Raw genomic sequence first — 16,076 nt, 5'->3', positions numbered from 1 at the left:
GCAGAAACCCGCTCACCCCCGAACCCCGGGCACGGCCAGCCAGGTTGGCACCGTGCGGCACCCAGGTTGAGCGGTTCTACGCCAAGGTGCTGGACGGCAGCACGATCACGTTCCCCAGTTGGCTATCGAGGATGCCCTGTCGTTCCAGCCGAACGGGGTCAGGTCGGGGGTATTGCAGCCTTTTGGAGCGAAGAATTCTCCCTCGCTCGCGTTGAAGTCGGTCAGCTCGAAGAGTGAGACATCGAACCGACACCAGCTGAGCGAGGAGATGATGTTGTTCCAGTTCTGCGTGCTGAGAAATCCACGGTGCAGACCGCTCAAGTCCTTGTACCCCAAGCGAGGTCCCACGCTCCTGATGTCGCCCTGCTCGCCGGCGTCCTCCCAAAAGCGCACGATGTCCTCCAGGGAATCCGGGTTGGACGCGCAGGCGTGCTCGCTCCTGGGCCGCGTCGCCGACTGACTGTCGGCCGGCAGTCGGCGCGCTTCCGAGAGCATCGCCTCGCGGTCGGTGAAGGCGCCGAGGGCCACGGACGAGTCGTGAACCAGACGGGTCATGAACAACGGGGCCGTGGTCTCCGCGTTCATGCGCTCAAGGTCCTCGACGACTTCCCCATCAAGGACAAGCGGGACCTGGGGCACGAGGGGGCGTCTGCGCCGGCCCGGTGCCCGCGCTTTGCTCAGCTCTTGGAAGAGTTCGCTCGGGAGTGCCACAGGTTCGACGTCCCTGCCCGGGGCTCCGGTCTCGCGCGTTGTACGCGTCATTTCCCTCACTCCTCGCATGATTGCTCGGGCGGCCACCTGCATCTCACGCCATCGTCCGATCCGCCGACTCGGAAGGCGTCAAAGTCGGCACGGCACCGATCGGCCGGCCTACGTCCAGATGCTCCGGACCCGGCCGAATCATTGCGGCCGATCGCTCTGGAGGGACAAACAGCCCCCAGCCCCCGTCTGCGGCTCAAACGCGCTCCAGGCGGCTTCTCCACTCCAGGATGCTCGGAGGTGGCACGCAGCGCATCTGAGGTCCCGAGCATGGGCGCTGCCTACGCGCTGCTTCCCCCTGCCGTGCCCGATCTATCGGGAAACCCCGGGGAACACCGGACGATCACGACGCGCGGACATGCGTACGGCCCCTGACCAACTTGGTCAGGGGCCGATTTCATCGCTCTACCTGCGGAGGCTGTGGGATTTGAACCCACGGTGACGTTGCCGCCACGACAGTTTTCAAGACTGTTCCCTTAGGCCGCTCGGGCAAGCCTCCCCGCGGCACCGGCGCGGCGGGCGCGGGTGTCGCGGGATCAGACTAGCGCGTCACTTGTCGCCCGTGCGCTGGCCCAGGGTGACTTTGGCGGTGTGCTCCTTGCCGCCGCGCTTGTAGGTCAGGGTGACCTCGTCGCCGGGCTTGTGCTGCCAGATCTCGCTGATCAGGGTGGGGCCGCTGTCGATGACGGTGTCGTCGAGCTTGGTGATGGTGTCGCCGGGCTTGAGGCCCGCCTTGTCGGCCGGGCCGTTCGGGGTGACCGCTTCGGAACCGTTGTTGCCGGTCTGGGCGATGGTGGCGCCGTCGCCGGACTCCCGCATGCCGACCTGGACGCCGATCTGCGGGTAGACCGGCTTACCGGTCTTGATCAGGTCCTGGGCCACCCGCTTGGCCTGGTCGATGGGGATGGCGAAGCCCAGGCCGATGCTGCCGGACTGGCCGGACTCGCCGCCCATGCCGCCGCCGTTGCCGGCCGACTGGATGGCGGAGTTGATGCCGATGACGTTGCCGCCGGCGTCCATCAGCGGGCCGCCGGAGTTACCGGGGTTTATCGACGCGTCCGTCTGCAGGGCGCTCATGTACGAGGCGCTGCTGCCGCCGCCGTCGCTGGAGGCCACCGGGCGGTCCTTGGCGCTGATGATGCCGGTGGTGACCGTGCCGGAGAGGCCGAAGGGCGCGCCGATCGCGATCGTGGCGTCGCCGACCTGGACGTTGGAGGACTTCCCGAGCGGGAGGGGGTTGAGGGTGGCGCCGGAGGCGTTCTTGAGCTTGATCACGGCGACGTCGTAGCCCTGGGCGTGGCCGACGACCTCGGCGTCGTACTTCTTGCCGTTGGAGAACGTCGCGGTGAGCTTGCCCCCGTCGGCCGCGCTGGCGACGACGTGGTTGTTGGTGAGGATGTGGCCTTGCTTGTCGTAGATGAAGCCGGTGCCCGTGCCGCCCTCACCGGTGGCGCCCTGCGCCTCGATGGTGACGACGCTGGGCAGCGCCTTCTGCGCTATCCCGGAGACCGAGGTGGGCTTGCGGTTGAGCGCACCGGCGTCGCCGGTCGCGGAGACCGTCGTCGAGGCGCTGTCGTCGCGGCCCGCGGCCCAGAAGCCGATGCCGCCGCCGACCCCGCCGGCGACCAGCGCGGCCACCAGGACCGCGGCGATCAGCCCGCCGTTGCGCCGCTTGGGGGCGGACGGGTTCGGCGCCGCCCAGGGATTGCCGCCACCGCCGTACGGGGGCTGGCCCCAGCCGCCGGGGGTGGAACCGTGGCCGGCCGCGGCGTACGCGGGGATCCGGGCGGTCTGCTCGGTGCCGGGCACGGGGCCCGTGCCGTCGTGTCCGGGCTGCTGCGGGTACCCGGCGGCCGGTGGCATGGCGCCGGCCTGCTCGCCGTGGGGCGCGGCGGCCGACGGGGCGAAGTCCGGGGGCGGGGGCGCCGCCGGCGGCATGCCGGGGGCGGGCGGGGTGTGGGGAGCCTGGGCGCCGGAGGCGGACGCGGGGGCGCTGTCCGGCTTCGGCCCGGTCGGCGGCTCGGCCTCCGACGGGACGGCGGCTCCCTCGTTCTCGGTGCTCACAGCTCTCTCCTCAGCTTCACGCGGGCCTTACGGTCCGTACGGGTCCGGTGGCCCGTACGGGTCTTGCGGGCGGTACGGGTCGTGTGGGGCCCGCGGCGGCTCGCCGCGGGGCCTCACCGACCCCTACCCCGATACCCCAGGATTCAGGATCCCGGCGATTCGGGCGAGTCCCGATCCGCCGGCCCGGGCCGGGCCGGCGGTCTGCGAGACCCGGCCCGCGTGCCGGCCGGCGCGCCGCCGGCCCGTACACGGGCGAGTCTCCGTCCCAAGCCTTTCCCACCACGCGTCAGAGCGCCGTAAGCCGAGGCTGTGACTGTGCCCTCATCCTTTATCCCGGACAATTCCGGCGCATCCCTTGTTCCGCATCCGGTGCATCCCCTGAGAGGTGCCCAGCACATTTCTCGCTCGGTGTCCGGCGCGTCCGGCCTTACAAGTGCGGGGTATGCACCGGCGGCGCGGCGGCGGTGGATGGCACGATAACGCGGTGACCTATGCACGCCCCGCCCAGGACGCCCGTCCGGGTCGTCCCGCCATTTCCGTCGTGGCCCACCGAGGCGCCTCCGAGGAGGCCCCGGAACACACCCTGGCCGCTTATCGCAGAGCGATCGAGGACGGCGCGGACGCGCTGGAGTGCGATGTCCGGCTGACCGCGGACGGCCATCTGGTGTGCGTCCACGACCGGCGGGTGAACCGTACCTCCAACGGGCGCGGCGCGGTCTCCGCTCTGGAGCTCGCCGATCTCGCCACGCTCGACTTCGGCTCCTGGAAGGACGAGGCGGCCTACGGGGACGAGGCCCCGGACCGGCAGCACGAGGACCCGGAGCGGACGTCCGTACTGACGCTGGAGCGGCTGCTGGAGCTGGTCGCGGACGCCGACCGGCGGGTCGAGCTGGCCATCGAGACCAAGCATCCGACGCGCTGGGCCGGACAGGTGGAGGAGCGGCTGGTCGAACTGCTCGGCCGGTTCGGGCACACGGAGCCGGCCAGGAGCGCCGACCGGACCTCGCCGGTCCGGGTCATGAGCTTCTCGGCGCGCTCGCTGCACCGGATCCGGACCGCGGCGCCCGGCATCCCGGTCGTCTACCTCATGCAGTTCCTCTCCCCCCGGTACCGCGACGGACGGCTGCCGGCCGGTGTCGGTATCGCGGGCCCCGGTATACGGATCCTCCGCTCGCACCCCGATTACGTCGCCAAGGCGCACCGCGCGGGCCACCAGGTCCACGTCTGGACGGTCAATGACGCCGCCGATGTCGAGCTGTGCCAGGAATTGGGCGTGGACGCGGTTATTACAAATCGCCCGAAACAGGTGCGAATGCAACTGGGCCTTGGCTAAAGCCCATCACAGGGTGTGCACCGGCGCATTCGGCTCGTATTCGATCGTGTTCAATGCGTCACTGCGTGCCGCTTGGCCGGTTTCCGGTCCAGTCCATTGGGGCATTCATCCCGTGGCGTGGGGCAAAGGAGGTCTCGGGGGTGGCGTTGGTGGTGGCACAAGAGGTGCCGACGTCGTCGATCATGGCCGTACCTCATGGTCCAGTGGGTGTGGGCATGGCCAGGCGACGCATGCGAGAAGAGCTGTTCGCAAGTGGAGTTCAGGACAGCGTCGTCGATGACGCGGTCCTTATCCTTTCGGAGCTGTTGAGCAATTCCTGTCGGCATGCGCGTCCGATATACGACAACGAGTCGTACGGTTCCGCGCCAGCCGCATCGAAGGACCCGTCGTGCGAGGCCGGACCGGCATCCGTCCGGGCGTCCTGGCGCATCGACGCACAGGGCCGGCTGACCGTCGCGGTCACGGACGGCGGCGGCCCGACCCGGCCCCTTCCGGCCACTCCGTCGGTCACCGCCCACGGCGGCCGCGGGCTGGCGATCATCCGGTCGCTCGCCAAGGACTGGGGCGTGCGCGACACCGTCCCCGGGGAGGTCACGGTCTGGGCGGTCCTCTCCCTCCAGGGCGCTTTCGCTACGCGCGTGGAACTGACGCCGGATCTGCCGGCCTCGCTCGCGCCCGGCAGATGGCCGCTGGGAACGGCCTTCGCGGACCTCGAGGATCTGGCCTAGCGCGCTCGCCCCGGAGCGGCCCGCGGCGCGGGCGGCCCCGTGTCCAGGGCCGGTTGACCCGACGCGCGGGCGGGACGGGGCGGGACACGGCGGTATCCACAGGCGGGCGCGACCTCGTACGCGATCCTCTAGGCTCGCGCCGAAACGCGTCCGTACGCCGAGGATCGACCAGGAGACACCGCCGTTATGGCCAAGAAGCGCCGCCCCCAGCCCCAGTCCGCAGCACCGCAGATCAAGGACGGTGAGGTGCCGGTCGTCGGCGCTCGCGAGCCCTGCCCGTGTGGTTCGGGCCGCCGGTACAAGGCGTGTCACGGGCGGCGCGCGGCGCACGCCGCCACCGAGCTGGTGCAGCGCCCCTTCGAGGGCCTGCCCGGTGAGTGCGACTGGGTGGCGCTGCGGGAGCTGGTTCCGGCCGCCACCGCCGAGTTGACGCTCAAGGGCGGGCTGCCCGAGGGCGTGCCGTCCGTGACGCTCGCGACCGTCCTCCCGATGGCGTGGCCCGCGCTGCGCCGCGAGAACGGCGCGGTGATGCTCGGCCTGCAGAACGACACCGCCTCCGGCGACCTCAGCCGCGACCTCGCCGACACCCTGCAGCGCGCACTGGCCACGGAGCCGGGCAATCCGGTCGCCGCCGCGCGGCCCGCCGCCGACGGCCCGCGGCTGCAGGACCTGCTCGACACGGACGCTCCTTTCGAGCCGACCGTGCACACCGGATTCGAGTTCTGGGTGGAGAACGCCGAGAACGCCACCGGCGAGGTCGCGGCGTCCCTGGAGCGGGCCAACGCGGCCGCCGTCCCCACCGCGCGGATCCCCGGCCTGGAGGGCGCCTACTGGTGCGAGGCCCCGGAGAAGAACCACCTGCGCTGGGTGACCGCCCACCCCGAGGAGCAGCTGCTGGACGCGCTCGCCCGGCTGCACGCGGCGGGCACCTCCTCGCTCGGCGAGGACACCCGCCTCGTGGGCTCGTTCCGCGCCCACGGATTGGTCGTTCCGGTCTGGGACCTGCCCTCGTCGATGGGGGCCGAGGACGTCGCCAAGCCGGCCGCGGCGTTCGCCGAGCGGCTGGCCGAGGCCCTGGCCGTCACCACCCCGCTGACCACCGAGGAGCGCCGGGCCCGCGGCGGGCTCACCAACCGTCAGATCACCCTCAGCTGACGAGGACGGGCGGCCGCCGGGCCGCCCGTATGCCTCACCGGGCGCTTGCGTGACGCCGGTCACATGCTCGTACCTGCCGGTAAACAGGCGTCCGGAAATCCACGATCGAATTTGCTCACAGCGGATCTCTTGTTACGGTTCTAGAAGCCCGGTCGCTGGTGCATCCCCCGTCGCCAGCGACCGGGCGCTTCCATGTCCGGAACCGGATCTTCCGGTCGGCCCCCGGGGGCGCCGGCCCCGCGCGCCTCAGCGGTCCGAACCGCTCGCGCCCGGCGCCGAGTTGCTGCCGGAGCGCAGCAGCAGCCGCTCCCCCGCCGCATCGGCGATCTCCGCCACCGCACCGTACGCCGCCCGCCCGCCGCGCGCCGTCCGCCCGGTCGGCGTCTCGCACACGCCCGGTACGTCGGCGGCCGCCACCTCGCAGTTCACCTGGACGGTCGTGCCGTTCGGCCGCAGCAGGGTCAGTACGGCGCGCAGCGGAGTGCCGGTGATGTTGCGGTAGTACGTCCGCGCCCAGGTCCGCCCCCGCTCGGCGAGCACGCAGGTCTGGGCCTCGACACCCCGCGCGGAGCCCAGTTCGGGGCCGCAGCGGGTGGTGCGCCCGGAGGGGGACGGCAGGCCGGACCCGGCGGGCGGGCCGGGGAAGTGGCGGGCGCGGGCGGCGCCGGCGGGGCGGCTGCCCGCCGTGGCGCCTCCTGGCAGGGTGCCGGCCCGGCCGGTGGAGCGGCGGTTTTCGGACGTGCCCCGTGCGCCTTCCGGCACTCCGTACGCGGTGCCGGGGGCCGCGGTGTGCGGCACCGGCGTCCGTGCCGGGCCGGCCATCGCGGCGCCCAGCGGTACGGCGACGGCGAGCGCGGCCACGGTGGCGAGCCCGGTCATGCGGAGTTTTTGCGCGCGCTGCACGAGCCCCACCTGCGATTGAGATGCCGCCGACGGCGGCTTGACGGTGGGCCGAACCTATCTGCCGGCACGGGGGCACCCGGCCGCCCGGACACCCGTTTCCCGTAGTGGACCGGGCCGCTCACACCCGGACGGGTGAACTCAGTAGGCGAGCTTGCTGCCGCCGTCCGGAGTGCTGGTGCTGGCCATGACCAGGGCGTCGACGATCGTGGCCACCTTCGGCAGCCAGGGCGCACCCGGTCCGGAGGCCGGCGGCCGCTCCCAGCGCACCCGGCCGGCACCGATCTGGGACGGCGGCAGGACCAGGTAGCCGCCCTCGCCGTGGAAGCGCAGGGAGCTGGGCACCCAGTCCTGCGAGTGCAGCAGCTCGCCCAACTCCGGCAGTCCGTAAGGGGATACGAGCAGGGACCAGCGGGTGGGGGTGGCCACCACCGGGCCGAGGCGGACGCCGAAGTGGTCCAGCGCCGCCAGGGCGCGGGCGCCGGCGACGGCGGGCAGGCTGACCGCGCAGGGCGCGCGTCCGCCGGTGGCCAGCACGATCGGGGCGTCCGGGCGGTTGCTCCACCACCAACGGACCATCCGGGCATCGGTGGTGGCCGCCAGCAGACCCGGGTCGAAGGGATGCGCGCCGGGCACCACACAGTCGGGGTCGGGACAGCTGCACCGGGGGGCGGTCCGTTCGCCGAGGCCGAGCCGGGCGCCGGCCGGCTGCCGGCCGGCGGTCCGCAGACCCACACCGGGGAGGACGGGCCACTGCCACTCGGTGGCGCAGCGGAGCGCCGCACCGAGCAGCGCCGACCTTCCGCCGCGCCGGAACAGGAGCTTGCGTCGCCTTCCGAGGATCTCGCGCATGAGCGCTCGTTCCTTTCCGTAAACGCCGAGGGCTTCGTCCATCGCACTAACAGGACACTGCTTGCGGTTCACCGTCGTTCGCGCCGCGCCGCTTCATGCCGGGGTGTGGCGTTTGTGCGGCGCGGTCGGGCGACCCGAAGTCGGTCGTGCATCGATCACGCCACGTGGATCTCTGGATCACCGCGTGTACAAGGCAGCGCATCACGCCGTACGCCGAGCGTGGAACATGGCGGAGGGTGGCGCGCGCATGGCGCTTGCGCTTCCGTGGTGCAGCCCCCGCCACTTGGGGGTCCGTCGCGGTTTTCGTCGTATGAGACGCCGGTGCCCGCCGGAGAGTTCCGGTGCGGCCCCAACTGGCCCCGCACCTTTCCGATTACGTACCCGCCACTGTGGTGATGACGCGCTGTCGATCGCCGCCAGTCGACCTCAAATTGACGCTCGGGGGGCTGTTTTCAGGCCAATCTACAGACCTCGTTGACACCACAAACCCCATGGGGACAATGCTGGACATCGCATCACCGGTGCGTGTACATGTGGAGGCATTAATAGCGGAGCAGCATGACATGGGGGTTTGCGATGCTATTGAGGAAATTGAGCGGCCAAACGTACCGCACAACATCACTCAACGAAATGTCACACTCCCTACCAAACTCCGTTCTGACCTGGGCCGATGCCTGGCGCGACGATAGCCGCCAGCCATGACCGCCCGGCACGTTCCGAAAGTGGCTGGAATCGAACCAGCGCTTCCCGCGCCAGCGCACACTGCCGGCCCGCACGTGGCGCAGCCCCCCGCGGACCCGGCCGCGGACACCCCGTCCGCCACCCCTGCGGACGCCGCCCCCGACCCCGCCTGCGGCCTCCCGTCCGACGCCGCCGCCGTCGACCAACTCGCCGCTGTCCAGGACCGACTGGCCGGCTGGATCTCCGACCTCAGCACGCTGCACGACCTCACCGAGCAGCTCATCCGCACCCGCACCCTGCAGGACGCCCTGCACGAGCTGCTGCGCGCCGGCGCCCTGCTGGTCGGCGCGCGCCGCGGCATGGTCGTCGTCGCGCCGGCCGACGGCCTGGGCCCGGAGACCACCGTCGGCCTCGGACTCGGCCACGCCGAGATCGGACACATCGAGACCATCCCGCGCCGCGCCCTGTCGTACGCGCGGATACTGGACGGCCTGCCGGAGCCGGGCGCCGCGGGGGACGACACCCCCGACATCGCCGAACCCGACATCCCCGGCGAGAAGGACCTCGACCCCCGCCTGCGCGAGGTCGCGGCCCGCCTCGGTTACGCGGCCAGCTACGCGGTGCCGCTCACCGCGGCGCCCATCGGCCGGACCGGCGCCGCGGTCTGGCTCTACGACGAACCGGCCGAACCCACCGAGCGCCAGCGCCACCTCGTCGGCCTCTACCGCGCGCACGCCGCCGAGCACCTCGCCCGCCTGCTCGAACTGCACCGCAGCCGGCAGGCCACCGAGACGCTGCGCGAGGAGCTGCTGCCGCACCGGCTGCCGCGGGTGCCCGGCGTGCGCCTGGCGGTGCGGCACAGCACCGGGCCGCGCGGTGGCGGTGACTGGTACGACGCGCTGCCGCTGCCCGACGGCGCGCTCGGGCTGGCCGTCGGTTCGGTGACCGGCTCCGGACCGAGTGCGGTGGCCGCCATGGGACGGCTGCGGGCCTCGCTGCGCGCGTACGCGGTCATGGAGGGCGAGGACCCGGTCGCGGTCCTGTCGGACCTGGAGCTGCTGCTGCGGCTGACCGAGCCGGCCCGCAGCGCCACCGCGCTGTTCGCCTTCACCGAGCCGCCGCCCGGGGCGCCGGGCGGTTTCACCGGCCCGCCCGGTGGGGGCTGGGGCGGTGCCGCCCTGCCCCGCAAGCTGGTGCTCGCCGGCGCCGGGCACTGCCCGCCGCTCATCCTCGGCGATCGGCGGACCGAGTTCGTGGAGACCTCGCTGTCCGCCCCGCTGGGCATGCTGGCCTGCTGGGAGGCGCCCAGCGTGGAGATCGAGCCGGCCGGCGGCGAGACCCTGCTGCTCTACAGCGACGGGCTGCTGCACCGCACCGGCGAGCCCATGGACCGCGCCTTCGCCCGGCTGCACGCGGCCGCCGCGGGCGTGCCCAGGGCCGGCCGCCGTGATCCGGAGGCGGTGGTCGACCACATCGTGCGCACGATGCTGCCGCAGGGGCTGGACGACGCGACGTCGGAGGAGGACGTGGTGCTGCTGGCGGCGTACTTCGAGGAGTGACCGGAGGAACACCGTCCGGAGGGGCGCACCGGGCCCCTGGGGCCTCAGGGGCCCGTGAGCACAAAGGCCACAGTTGCCGGAGAGGTCACACCTTCCTCCCTCTGGACCGCAATCCATCCACACATACGATGGAATGCGGTTCACTCTTAAAAGGAGGCATTGTGACCGACGAGCTCACGCCGGAGACCCCGGCCGAGGAAGAGCAGCCGATCAAGCAGCGCAAGAACGGTCTGTACCCGGGCGTCTCGGATGAGCTCGCGGCGAACATGAAGAGTGGCTGGGCCGACACCGAGCTGCGCGAGCTGGAGCCGATCGAGCAGGCTCCGAACGCCGCCCGGCGCCGCGCCGCGCTCTCGGCGCGCTTCCCCGGCGAGCGCCTGGTGATCCCGGCGGGCAACCTCAAGACCCGCTCCAACGACACCGAGTACTCCTTCCGCGCCTCCACGGAGTACGTGTACCTCACCGGCGACCAGACAGACGACAGCGTGCTGGTCCTGGAGCCCCGTGCGGACGCGGCGGACGGCCACGAGGAGACGATCTACCGGCTGCCCCGCTCCAACCGTGAGAACGGCGAGTTCTGGCTGAACGGCATGGGCGAGCTGTGGGTGGGCCGCCGCCACAGCCTGGCCGAGTCCGAGGCGCTGCTCGGCGTCCCCTGCAAGGACATCCGCGAGCTGGCCGACGTCCTCAAGGAGGCCACCGGCCCGGTCCGCGTGGTGCGCGGCCACGACGCCGGCATCGAGACCGCGCTGACCGACAAGATCACCGCCGAGCGCGACGAGGAGCTGCGGGTCTTCCTCTCCGAGGCGCGTGCGGTCAAGGACGCGTTCGAGATTGGCGAGCTGCAGAAGGCCGTCGACTCCACCGTGCGCGGCTTCGAGGACGTGGTGAAGGTCCTCGACAAGGCCGAGGCGACGTCCGAGCGCTACATCGAGGGCACGTTCTTCCTGCGCGCCCGCGTCGAGGGCAACGACGTCGGCTACGGCTCGATCTGCGCCGCCGGCCCGCACGCCACCACCCTGCACTGGGTGCGCAACAACGGCCAGGTCCGCTCCGGCGACCTGCTGCTGCTGGACGCCGGCGTGGAGACCAACACCCTCTACACCGCGGACGTCACCCGCACGCTGCCGATCAACGGCCGCTACTCCGACCTCCAGCGCAAGATCTACGACGCGGTGTACGAGGCCCAGGAGGCGGGCATCGCGGCGGTCAAGCCGGGCGCCGCCTTCCGGGACTTCCACGACGCGTCGCAGCGGGTGCTGACCGAGAAGCTGGTGGAGTGGGGCCTGGTCGAGGGTCCCGTCGAGCGGGTGCTGGAGCTGGGTCTGCAGCGCCGCTGGACCCTGCACGGCACCGGCCACATGCTCGGCCTGGACGTCCACGACTGCGCCGCGGCCCGCACCGAGGCGTACGTCAACGGGACGCTGGAGCCCGGCATGGTGCTGACCGTCGAGCCCGGTCTGTACTTCCAGGCCGACGACCTGACGGTGCCTGAGGAGTACCGCGGGATCGGCGTCCGGATCGAGGACGACCTCCTCGTGACGGAGGACGGCAACCGGAACCTGTCGGCCGCGCTGCCGCGGCGGTCGGACGAGGTCGAGGCATGGATGGCGGGGCTCACCAAGTAGCCCTCGTTCACGGGCCGGTGGCGTCGTCCACCGGCCCGTGCGCCGTTCCCGCGTACGCGCCCGCGCGGGCGGCGGCCCATACGGCGGTGGCGGTGGACTCGGCGAGCGCCGCGTCCACGGGGCGGCGCGCGATCAGGATCCGGTAGTAGAAGGGCGCGCCGAGCGCCGACATCACCTCTACCGGGTCGGTCTCCGGGGGGAGTTCGCCGCGTTCGACGGCCCGCTCCACCATCCGGCCCGCCAGCGGCAGCCGCTCCTCGAAGAACGACCGCAGCACGGAGGCCGCCTGCGGGTCGCGGGCCGCGGCGGAGACCACCGCCTCGATCAGCCGGCTTATCCGCCCCTCCCCGTAGAAGGCGGTTATCGAGTGGGCCAGCGCCCGCAGGTCGCCGGGGAGGGTGCCGGTGTCCGGCAGCGGCACGCTGCCGCTCAGATCCGTCAGCAGCTCGCAGACCAGTCCCTCGACGCAGCGCCAGCGCCGGTAGAGCGTCGCCACGTGGATTCCGGAGCGCTGCGCGACCTTCTCCATCGTGAGTCCGGCGAAGCCGCCGTCGTCCAACTCCGCGAAGACGGCGGTCAATACGGCCTGGCGGGTGCGGGCCGTGCGCCCGCCGGGGCGGGTCTCGCCCGGGGCCTGGTGCGCTGTCGTCAAGACGGCTCCGTATTGCAGTGCGGGTTCTCGCCAAGTATTGTCCGAGAAAGACTAACGCGAACGACTTCGCTTTAGTCCTGGTGTGCGCCGGTCTCGTAGGGACAGGGGACGCCGCGGGGGAGGTCCTCCCACCGCGAGACCGGGCTGCCACCAGCTTCGAAGGGCGATTTCCGGACAGCCAACCAACTGCCCACGTTCGCCCGGATTGACACCTCGGCTCCGCGCTGTTCACCGCCGCCCTGATTCACCGTCGGCCGTCGACGCCCCCGGGCAGCCACACCTCGTCCCGGAACAGCGGCCGTCCGTCGTCGGCGGACAGCGGCAGCCGCAACTCACCGGTGTCCACGACCGCGTTGTTCTGCGAGCGGTGCAGTCGCGCGTACGCCCCGCCGGGGCGGCTCAGCAGCTCCTCGTGCCGGCCGGTCTCCACGATCCGGCCGCCGTCCAGGACGAGGATGCGGTCGGCGTCGGGCGCGAGGTTCAGATCGTGCGTGATCATGAGCGTGGTGCGGCCGCGCATCAGTCTGCGCAGCGGCGTGACGACGCGGCGCGCGGCGAGCGCGTCCAGCCCCGTGGTCGGCTCGTCCAGGACGAGGACCGGCGCGTCACGCAGCATGGCCCGTGCGATGGCCAGTCGTTGGAGCTGGCCGCCGGACAGCCGCGCCGAGTGGGGGTCGATCCGGGTCTCGTAGCCGTCGGGCAGGGCCCGGATGAAGGCGTCCGCGTCGGCGGCCCGGGCCGCCCCGACGATCTCCTCGCCGCTCGCGCCGGGCCGCCCGCAGCCGATGTTCTCGCGGATGGTGTCGTGCAGGATGAGCGTCTCCTGCGGCAGCAGCGCCACCTGCGCGCGCAGCCGCGCCAGCGGGAGGTGGCGTTCCGCGCCCGCCGTCGCCGTGGTGACCGTCAGGCCCAGCTGCCCCAGGTCCCGGACGGGCGGGTAGAGGTAACCGAGGAAGGCGGCGAAAGCGAGCAGCTGGCCGAGCGTCATCCGCCCCGCGGAGATCTCCCACGCGCCCAGTCCGATCACGGCCAGCACGCAGACCGTCTCGATCACCTCGACCAGCCGCTCGTACAGCTCGCTCAGCCGGGCGCCGCGGACCGAGGCGGTGAACCAGGCGCGCGCCTCCCGGTCCAGCCGGACGCTTTCCGCCCCCTCCCTGCCGTACGCCTGGGTGAGCACGATGTTGCCCAGCGACTCCTCGACGACGGAGGTGATCGCGCCGTCGGCCACTCGCTCGTCCCGCGCGACGGACCGGATGCGGCCGGCGAAGCGGCGGGCCGCCAGCCAGAACAGCGGCGCGAGGACGAAGGTGGCCAGCGCCAGGTCCCAGCGCAGCAGCCGCGCCGAGCACGGCGACGCCGAGCCACTTCGCGGCCGGACCCCAGAATTCGTCGAGCGAGCCGCGTTGCAGCGCGTAGTCGGTGAGGTCGCTGAAGAGCAGGATCGCGGCGGTCTCGGCGAGCGCGGCCAGGATGACGCAGAGACAGACGAGCACCAGCCGCCCCCGCAGCCCCTTGCTCATCGGCCAGAAGCGGCGGAAGGCGACGCGGGCCGGGAGCGCGGGTGCGGGGCGGGGCTCCCCGGGCGGGTCCGGGGCGACGACCCGCCGCAGCCGCACCGTCGCGAAGTCGTTCTCCCGCAGGCTCACGTCACTTCTTCCTTTCCGTCGCGCGCAGGAAATTCGCACACGCCCGGGACGCACGGCACCACACCCGTACCTCCATGATCGAATTCAAAGGAATTCCATGGAATTGATATGCCGCACCGAGCTCGCGCACAGCTCTTCCACAGCAATTCCGAACGTCCCGTTAACCGCCCTTGCGGACGCCCCACCGAAAAGGGAGGGCCGACGGCCCCCACGGCCGTCGGCCCTCCCACCGGTCACCCGGTCGCCCGGTGTCCCGGCCTCCCGGTCAGCGCTCGCCGTGCACCGGGAGCGGCTTGCGCGGCGGCTTGTGGCCGTGCCCGTGGCCGTGGTCGTGCCCGTGCCCCTTCGGGGGCTTCGGCAGGGGCTGCTTCCCACGCTTGGGCAGCGGGACGATCTTCTTGAAAGACATGAGGTCTCCTCGTTTTCGTATACGCGGTGCGAATTCCTGAATCGCGACCGCCCGACGAGGAAAAAATTACCGGCCCCGGACGCCGGAAAATACCGAAACCGTTGAGGGTTCCATGAATAGCGCCTGAGGTTCTCTCAGAAAGCAACGAGCAACCGCCACGGCGTCGTCACCCGGTGGGGGTGGCCACCAGCGTCCGCAGGGTCATGGGCTCGGCCAGGACGCGGTCCAGGACCTGCTCGACATGCAGGAAATGGGCGGTGGCGAAGTGTTCCCGCAGAGCCTCCTGGTCGGCCCACTCCTCAACGATCACCATGCGGGCCGGGCGATTGGGGTCGGCGTAGAGGCTGTACGCGAGGCACCCGGGCTCTTCCAGAGAGGGTTCGATCATCGCCTCCAGGGCGGTGCGCAGACGGTCCTCCTGGCCCGGGGCGGCCAGACATTCGGCGAGGACGACGAGGGTCATGGGCAGCGATCTCCTTGCGAGGTCGGGGTGAGGTGAGGCAGGCCGGCTACGGGCAGGCGGGGCCGTTGCCCGCGCCGGAGTCGGTGATCGCGGTGGCGATCTCGTCGAGGTCGTCGGGCGTCAGGTGAACGGCGCCGGCCGCGATCCAGCCGTCGACCTGGCGGGCGTTACGGGCGCCGACGATCGCGCCGGTGATGCCCGGCCAGGCCAAGGTCCAGGCGATGGCCACTTCGGCGACGGTGACGCCGTGCCGGTCGGCGACGGGCCGCAGCGCGTCGGCGAGGCGGAGGTTGGCGGTCAGGCCCGTGGTGAAGTCATGGTGGGCGGAGCGCCAGTCGTCGGCGGGCAGGCTCGCGGCGCGTTCGGCGGAGAAGGCTCCGGTGAGCAGACCGGACTGGAGCGGGGAATAGACGATCACCCCCGTGTCGTGGGCGTGAGCCCAGGCGATCTCGGGTGCGGCCGAGCGGTTGATGGCCGAGAACGGGGGCTGGATGACGTCGACGTGGGCGATCTGCTCGGCGGCGTGAAGCTGCTCGGGCGAGTGGTTGGACAGACCGATCGCGCGGACCTTCCCCTCGGCCTTGAGATCGGCCATGACCTGCCAGTACTCCTCCAGCGGGGTGGCGTTCGGGGAGACGTCCCCGAAGCCGCCTCCCGCGTACTCCAGCGACTCGCCGGTGTCCGGATAGTGCACCTGGTACAGGTCGATACGGTCGACGCCCAGGCGCCGGAGAGAGTCCTCGATCTCGCGGCGGACACTGGCCGGCTTCATGATCCGGCGAGGTGCGGCCTGCGGGTTGTCCGGGTCCCAGACCAGCCCGGCCTTGGTGAAGAGGTAGGGGCGCTCGTCCTCGGGCAGATCGGCGATGGCCTTGCCGACCAGTTCTTCGGAGTGCCCCAGCCCGTACACGGCGGCGGTGTCGATCCAGTTGACGCCCGAGGCGACCGCGTGGCGGATGGCGGCGATGGACTCGTCGTCATCGGTGGCGCCCCAGCCGAAGAACCATCCCGAGCCGGCCACCGCCCAGGAGCCGAAGCCGACGCGGGTGATGTCCATGCCGGTGGTGCCGAGCGGAAGGGCGGGCAGGTGGGTTGTGCTCATGTCGTGGAACTCCCGGTGCGGTTGGCGGGGGACCGGGGCCAAGCGGCCTCCGGTCGGCCGGAAACGTTCCGGCGTTCACCACTGTGGCGGCGGCCGTCGGGCCGACCCAGTGGCAGCCCGTGCCTGGGCACGGCATGACCAG

At 71.8% G+C, this 16,076-nt stretch carries 14 protein-coding genes, 1 tRNA gene and 1 pseudogene; 5 read left to right on the top strand and 11 right to left on the bottom strand.

The window, feature by feature from the left end; all coding sequences use genetic code 11:
- Positions 1-105: 105 nt before the first annotated feature.
- From OO62_RS10860 to OO62_RS10850, 3 genes are all read right to left on the bottom strand, one after another.
- The gene (locus OO62_RS10860; RefSeq protein ID WP_129322988.1) at positions 106-585 is read right to left on the bottom strand and encodes a hypothetical protein; all 480 of its coding nucleotides are present in this window, start codon (positions 583-585) and stop codon (positions 106-108) included.
- A 586-nt stretch (positions 586-1,171) separates the two neighbouring features.
- Positions 1,172-1,258, bottom strand: a tRNA-Ser gene (locus OO62_RS10855).
- 50 nt (positions 1,259-1,308) lie between these two features.
- A complete protein-coding gene (locus tag OO62_RS10850) occupies positions 1,309-2,823 on the bottom strand; it encodes a S1C family serine protease (RefSeq protein ID WP_033267091.1) in 1,515 nt (504 codons plus the stop codon).
- A gap of 484 nt (positions 2,824-3,307) precedes the next feature.
- Between OO62_RS10850 and OO62_RS10845 the strand changes: the two genes are divergently transcribed.
- On the top strand, positions 3,308-4,156 hold the full coding sequence (locus OO62_RS10845; protein WP_051732982.1) for a glycerophosphodiester phosphodiesterase: 849 nt from the start codon (positions 3,308-3,310) through the stop codon (positions 4,154-4,156).
- 58 nt (positions 4,157-4,214) lie between these two features.
- Here the strand turns inward: OO62_RS10845 and OO62_RS41295 are convergent, their stop codons facing one another.
- Positions 4,215-4,340 carry a hypothetical protein gene (locus OO62_RS41295; RefSeq protein WP_266105151.1) on the bottom strand — a complete coding sequence of 42 codons (126 nt, stop codon included), beginning with the start codon at positions 4,338-4,340 and terminating at the stop codon, positions 4,215-4,217.
- On the opposite strand from OO62_RS41295, the gene OO62_RS36930 reads away from it, so the two are divergent.
- Both OO62_RS36930 and OO62_RS10835 read left to right on the top strand, forming a co-directional pair.
- The gene (locus OO62_RS36930) at positions 4,297-4,884 is read left to right on the top strand and encodes an ATP-binding protein (RefSeq protein ID WP_051732979.1); all 588 of its coding nucleotides are present in this window, start codon (positions 4,297-4,299) and stop codon (positions 4,882-4,884) included. The two genes, OO62_RS41295 and OO62_RS36930, sit on opposite strands and share 44 nt — an antisense overlap.
- Before the next feature lie 186 nt (positions 4,885-5,070).
- Complete coding sequence (locus OO62_RS10835; RefSeq protein WP_033267090.1) at positions 5,071-6,039, top strand: DUF5926 family protein; 969 nt, start codon at positions 5,071-5,073, stop codon at positions 6,037-6,039.
- Positions 6,040-6,285: 246 nt separating this feature from the next.
- Here the strand turns inward: OO62_RS10835 and OO62_RS40170 are convergent, their stop codons facing one another.
- Positions 6,286-6,942, bottom strand: coding sequence for a hypothetical protein (locus OO62_RS40170; RefSeq protein ID WP_051732978.1), 657 nt, complete (start codon positions 6,940-6,942; stop codon positions 6,286-6,288).
- 138 nt (positions 6,943-7,080) lie between these two features.
- Complete coding sequence (locus tag OO62_RS10825; RefSeq protein WP_033267088.1) at positions 7,081-7,791, bottom strand: bifunctional DNA primase/polymerase; 711 nt, start codon at positions 7,789-7,791, stop codon at positions 7,081-7,083.
- 698 nt (positions 7,792-8,489) lie between these two features.
- Here OO62_RS10825 and OO62_RS10820 point away from each other — a divergent pair.
- Both OO62_RS10820 and OO62_RS10815 read left to right on the top strand, forming a co-directional pair.
- The gene (locus OO62_RS10820; protein WP_180290076.1) at positions 8,490-10,031 is read left to right on the top strand and encodes a PP2C family protein-serine/threonine phosphatase; all 1,542 of its coding nucleotides are present in this window, start codon (positions 8,490-8,492) and stop codon (positions 10,029-10,031) included.
- A 161-nt stretch (positions 10,032-10,192) separates the two neighbouring features.
- The gene (locus OO62_RS10815; protein ID WP_033267086.1) at positions 10,193-11,659 is read left to right on the top strand and encodes an aminopeptidase P family protein; all 1,467 of its coding nucleotides are present in this window, start codon (positions 10,193-10,195) and stop codon (positions 11,657-11,659) included.
- 7 nt (positions 11,660-11,666) lie between these two features.
- On the opposite strand, the gene OO62_RS10810 is transcribed toward OO62_RS10815, so the two are convergent.
- The 5 genes and pseudogenes from OO62_RS10810 to OO62_RS10795 form a co-directional block, all read right to left on the bottom strand.
- The gene (locus OO62_RS10810; protein WP_051732975.1) at positions 11,667-12,311 is read right to left on the bottom strand and encodes a TetR/AcrR family transcriptional regulator; all 645 of its coding nucleotides are present in this window, start codon (positions 12,309-12,311) and stop codon (positions 11,667-11,669) included.
- A 244-nt stretch (positions 12,312-12,555) separates the two neighbouring features.
- Positions 12,556-13,834, bottom strand: a pseudogene (locus OO62_RS36385) (ABC transporter ATP-binding protein).
- A 391-nt stretch (positions 13,835-14,225) separates the two neighbouring features.
- Positions 14,226-14,369 carry a hypothetical protein gene (locus OO62_RS39535; protein ID WP_157850134.1) on the bottom strand — a complete coding sequence of 48 codons (144 nt, stop codon included), beginning with the start codon at positions 14,367-14,369 and terminating at the stop codon, positions 14,226-14,228.
- A 166-nt stretch (positions 14,370-14,535) separates the two neighbouring features.
- Positions 14,536-14,832 (bottom strand): putative quinol monooxygenase, encoded by a 297-nt coding sequence (locus OO62_RS10800; protein WP_033267085.1) that lies wholly within the window; start codon positions 14,830-14,832, stop codon positions 14,536-14,538.
- Between the two features lie 46 nt (positions 14,833-14,878).
- Positions 14,879-15,934: an aldo/keto reductase gene (locus OO62_RS10795; protein ID WP_033267126.1), complete on the bottom strand. Its 1,056-nt coding sequence runs from the start codon at positions 15,932-15,934 to the stop codon at positions 14,879-14,881.
- Between the last annotated feature and the right edge of the window lie 142 nt (positions 15,935-16,076).

The sequence above is a fragment of the Streptomyces lydicus genome (assembly GCF_000717345.1).
GTDB lineage: Bacteria > Actinomycetota > Actinomycetes > Streptomycetales > Streptomycetaceae > Streptomyces > Streptomyces lydicus.
This window is presented reverse-complemented; position numbering and strand designations above follow the sequence as displayed.

Excerpts from the sequence above, each read along its gene's own strand:
- OO62_RS10860 (WP_129322988.1), bottom strand. The coding sequence starts at position 585 with ATGAACGCGGAGACCACGGCCCCGTTGTTCATGACCCGTCTGGTTCAC.
- OO62_RS41295 (WP_266105151.1), bottom strand. The coding sequence starts at position 4,340 with ATGATCGACGACGTCGGCACCTCTTGTGCCACCACCAACGCCACCCCC.
- OO62_RS10835 (WP_033267090.1), top strand. The coding sequence starts at position 5,071 with ATGGCCAAGAAGCGCCGCCCCCAGCCCCAGTCCGCAGCACCGCAGATC.
- OO62_RS10825 (WP_033267088.1), bottom strand. The coding sequence starts at position 7,791 with ATGCGCGAGATCCTCGGAAGGCGACGCAAGCTCCTGTTCCGGCGCGGC.
- OO62_RS10820 (WP_180290076.1), top strand. The coding sequence starts at position 8,490 with ATGACCGCCCGGCACGTTCCGAAAGTGGCTGGAATCGAACCAGCGCTT.
- OO62_RS39535 (WP_157850134.1), bottom strand. The coding sequence starts at position 14,369 with ATGTCTTTCAAGAAGATCGTCCCGCTGCCCAAGCGTGGGAAGCAGCCC.
- OO62_RS10800 (WP_033267085.1), bottom strand. The coding sequence starts at position 14,832 with ATGACCCTCGTCGTCCTCGCCGAATGTCTGGCCGCCCCGGGCCAGGAG.
- OO62_RS10795 (WP_033267126.1), bottom strand. The coding sequence starts at position 15,934 with ATGAGCACAACCCACCTGCCCGCCCTTCCGCTCGGCACCACCGGCATG.